Source organism: Stenotrophomonas sp. 05L44_2, from assembly GCF_056665995.1.
Genome location: NZ_JBFTNR010000445.1, coordinates 1 through 3,581, shown reverse-complemented (window position 1 = coordinate 3,581; position 3,581 = coordinate 1). Strand labels below are relative to the sequence as shown.

Below are 3,581 nucleotides of genomic sequence, written 5' to 3'. Positions count from 1 at the left end.
GCCTGGTTCTGGCTCAACGCCGCTGCCGAGGCGAATGCGTCACGCGCGTCCTGCTCCCGCCCCAACTGCTGCAGCAGTTCGCCGCGCACGACCATCAGCGGTGCGTAGCCCTGCAGCCGTGGCTCATCCAGCAGCGGCTGCAATAGTGCCCATGCCGCGAACGCGCCTTCGCTGCGCGACACCGCCACCACCCGGTTCAATGCCACCACCGGCGATGGCATTACCTGCAGCAGCTGCGCATACAGTGCAGCGATGCGCGCCCAGTCGGTGTCTTCGGCACGCCGCGCACTGGCATGGCAGAAGGCGATCCGCGCCTGCAGCACATAGGGGTCATCGCCGCCACCCGCCGACACCGCACGCGCCAGTGCCTGCTGGCCGCGTTCGATCTGCAGCCAGTCCCAGCGCGCCCGGTTCTGCTGGTCCAGCAGGATCGGCGCACCCTGCGCATCCACCCGTGCCGCCGCGCGCGAGGCCTGCAGTTCCATCAGCGCCAACAGGCCCAGTACCGGCGGCACCGGCATGCGATGGGCGAGGATGCGCGCCAGCCGCAGCGCCTCGGCGCACAGCGCCGGTCGCATCCAGTCGTCGCCTGCACTGGCTGCATAGCCTTCGTTGAACACCAGGTAGATCGCCTCCAGCACCGAGGCCAGTCGCTCCGGCAATGCATCAGCACGCGGCACTTCGTAGGGGATCTGCTTCTGCGCCAACGTGCGCTTGGCACGCACGATGCGCTGGGCGATGGTCGGCTCCGGCTGCAGGAACGCGCGGGCGATCTCGGTCGTGGTCAGCCCGCCCAGCAGGCGCAGGCTCAGCGCCACCCGCGCGTCGGCAGGCAGGACTGGATGGCAGGCCACGAACATCAGCCGCAGCAGGTCATCGCCGATGTCGTCTTCCAGCGCCTGGCTGTCGTCGGGCGCGGGCAATGCGGCCGGATGCAGTTCCTCCCCCCATTGCGCATGCTGCTGCGCCACCCGACGGTGCTGGCGCAGCACATCGATGGCGCGGTTGCGCGCGGTGGTCATCAGCCAGGCTCCAGGATTGTCCGGGATGCCCTGCACCGGCCAACGCTCCAGCGCGGCCAGCCAGGTGTCCTGGGCCAGCTCTTCGGCACGACCGACATCGCCGCCGAGCAGGCGCGCCAGGCGCGCGATCAACACTGGCGATTCCATCCGCCAGAGGGTGTCCAGGCGCTGGCTCAGGGCGGGCTCGTGCATGCGCCGATCACAGCATGCGGGCCCGGCCCGCACAAGCGCCGGCGTTCACGCTTCCACGATCGGCTTGAAGCCGCCCCAGAACATGCGCTTGGTATCGAACGGCATGTCCTTCGGGCCGATATGCGCCAGCCGCGGGTCGGCCATCACCTTCTTGTTGATGCGGTCGCGCGCGGCACGCGTGCGGAACACCACGAAGGCCACGATCACCGTTTCGCCCGGCTTGAGCTTCACCGCCTGCGGGAACGAGGTCGATTTCCCGGGTTGCACGTCATCGGCCACGCATTCCATGTACTGCAGCGCGCCATGGTCCTTCCACACTGCGCCGGCCTGGCGGGCAAGGCGGCGATAGGCCGCCACCTTGTCCTGCGGGCACGGCAATACGTAAGCATCCACGTAAGCCATGGGGATTCTCCCTGCGGCGGCCGCTCAGCCCGGCTCGCCATCCATGTGTGCGATTTCCCAGAGATGTCCATCCAGGTCCTGGAAGCCGCGCTGGTACATGAAGCCGTAGTCGCGCCCCGGCTGCGGTTCGCTGGCACCGGCGGCCAGCGCCTTGTCCACCATGGCGTCCACCGCCTTGCGGCTGTCAGCCGACAGGCAGGTGATCACCTCGGTCTGCGCATGCGCATCGGCGATGCCCTTGGTGGTGAACTGCTGGAAGAACGGCTTGACCAGCAGCATCACGAAGATGCTCTCGCTGACCACCATGCAGGCGGCGTTCTCGTCGGTGAAGGCCGGGTTGAAGCTGTAGCCCAACGCGGCGAAGAACGCCTTGGCTTTTTCCAGATCCTGCACGGGCAGGTTGACGAAGATCATCTGCGGTTGCGGTGTACTCATCGGTGCGGTTCCCTGCGATGGATGGAGAAAAGGAAAATCAGGGCTGCTTCATGCAGTTGACCATCCACGGCTTGCCGTAGCGGTCGGTCAACATGCCCCAGCGGTGGGCCCAGAAGGTTTCGGCGATCGGCATCTGCACCTGGCCACCCTCGGCCAGCGCCGCGAAAACGCGCTCGGCTTCTTCGATGCTGTCCACGTCGACGTTGATGGTGGTCGAGCCACCCTCGCCGCCGCCGGGACCATCGGCTGCCATCAGGATCGCCGCGCCGATCTCCAGCTGGCTGTGGGCCACATGGTCGAGGGTGTCGGCCGGCATTTCATTGCAGCCCGGCGAGCCGTCGGACGGCGGCATGTCGCGGTACTTCATTTCCGACGTGACCTGGCCGCCGAGTGCCTTGGCATAGAACGCCATTGCGTCGTGGGCCTGGCCGCTGAAGCCGAGGAAGGGAATCAGTTTCATGGGAATGCTCCGTAGGATGGGATGAATGCGCGACCGTACTCAGGCACGGTCGAGCTGCTCACGCAGACGCTGTTCCTGCTGCTGTAATTCAGGGGTGAAGGCTTCGCCGAAGTCTTCGGCGGAGATCAACGGGCGCAGTTCGAGGGCACCGCCCGCGCCGAAGGGCGCACGGCTGGCCCATTCGGTGGCCTCGTCCAGCGAGCGCACGTCCCACAGCCAGAACCCGGCGATCTGCTCGCCGGCCGGGCCGAACGGGCCGCTCTCGACCCGGGGCGTACCACCACCGAAATGGACGCGCCGGCCGCGCTGAGTGGCATGCAGGCCTTCCCCGGCAAGCATGATGCCGGCGGCCACCAGTTGTTCGTTGTAGGCGCCCATGGTGGCCAGTTCCTGTTCGCTGGGCATGCGCCCGGCTTCGGAATCGGCGTTGGCTTTGACGATCACCATCACTTTCATTGCGGTCTCCGCTGGGCTGCGGGTGCGTGCCCTTCCCTCTTACAACGAACCAGGGGCGCGAGGATCGACACCGTCGTGCAGATTATTTTTCCTGCGGAAAGCGCGCCTTCGGCGGGGATYGGCGAACGGCGGGGCCCCTCCGTGGTGGGGTGGGGTTGGTCGCTGGAAGCTGGGTTTCCGAGTGAAGGCTGGGCGGGTGGGATTGGCGGGGACGCCGTGAATCCGTCCCTGGACGCTTAGCCGCGCCATCCATGGCGCGGATACCCCGCCAACCCCACCCGCCCAGCCCCAGACAGATTCCGGTGGCCGAACCACCACGGGAAGATCAAGAAAAAAGGCAGAAGCAACAGCAACAGCAACAGCAACAGCAAAAGCGGTTGGCTGGCAGCCTTCGCTTTGCGAGCGAAGCGACCCGCGTTTGCCTTTTCCTGTGATTTCCCGTGGTGGACGCCGCAGGAACCTGTCCGTGGCCGGGCGGGTGGGTTGCGCAGGGGCGTAAGCGCCATGGATGGCGCGCCCGAGCCTACAAGGACGTATTCACGGCGTCCCCTGCGCAGCCCACTTGCCCGGCCAACCCGCAGAGATGCAGCTCTTCACGCCCAACCCCACCACGG

The 3,581-nt window shown here is 66.8% G+C and carries 5 protein-coding genes; all 5 read right to left on the bottom strand.

All coding sequences use genetic code 11. From position 1 onward, the window contains the following. On the bottom strand, nt 1-1,214 hold a 1,214-nt coding region (locus AC1VAN_RS15275), incomplete at its 3' end, for an RNA polymerase sigma factor (RefSeq protein ID WP_480986120.1). 45 nt (nt 1,215-1,259) lie between these two features. Further along, nucleotides 1,260-1,616: a DUF1428 domain-containing protein gene (locus AC1VAN_RS15270; RefSeq protein WP_025878383.1), complete on the bottom strand. Its 357-nt coding sequence runs from the start codon at nt 1,614-1,616 to the stop codon at nt 1,260-1,262. Nucleotides 1,617-1,640: 24 nt separating this feature from the next. Continuing rightward, on the bottom strand, nt 1,641-2,051 hold the full coding sequence (locus tag AC1VAN_RS15265; RefSeq protein ID WP_032977079.1) for a VOC family protein: 411 nt from the start codon (nt 2,049-2,051) through the stop codon (nt 1,641-1,643). 37 nt (nt 2,052-2,088) lie between these two features. After that, the gene (locus AC1VAN_RS15260; protein WP_025878381.1) at nt 2,089-2,511 is read right to left on the bottom strand and encodes a VOC family protein; all 423 of its coding nucleotides are present in this window, start codon (nt 2,509-2,511) and stop codon (nt 2,089-2,091) included. Nucleotides 2,512-2,550: 39 nt separating this feature from the next. Continuing rightward, entirely contained in the window at nt 2,551-2,967 is a 417-nt protein-coding gene (locus AC1VAN_RS15255; protein WP_032977081.1) for a YciI family protein, read from the bottom strand. Nucleotides 2,968-3,581 lie beyond the last annotated feature (614 nt).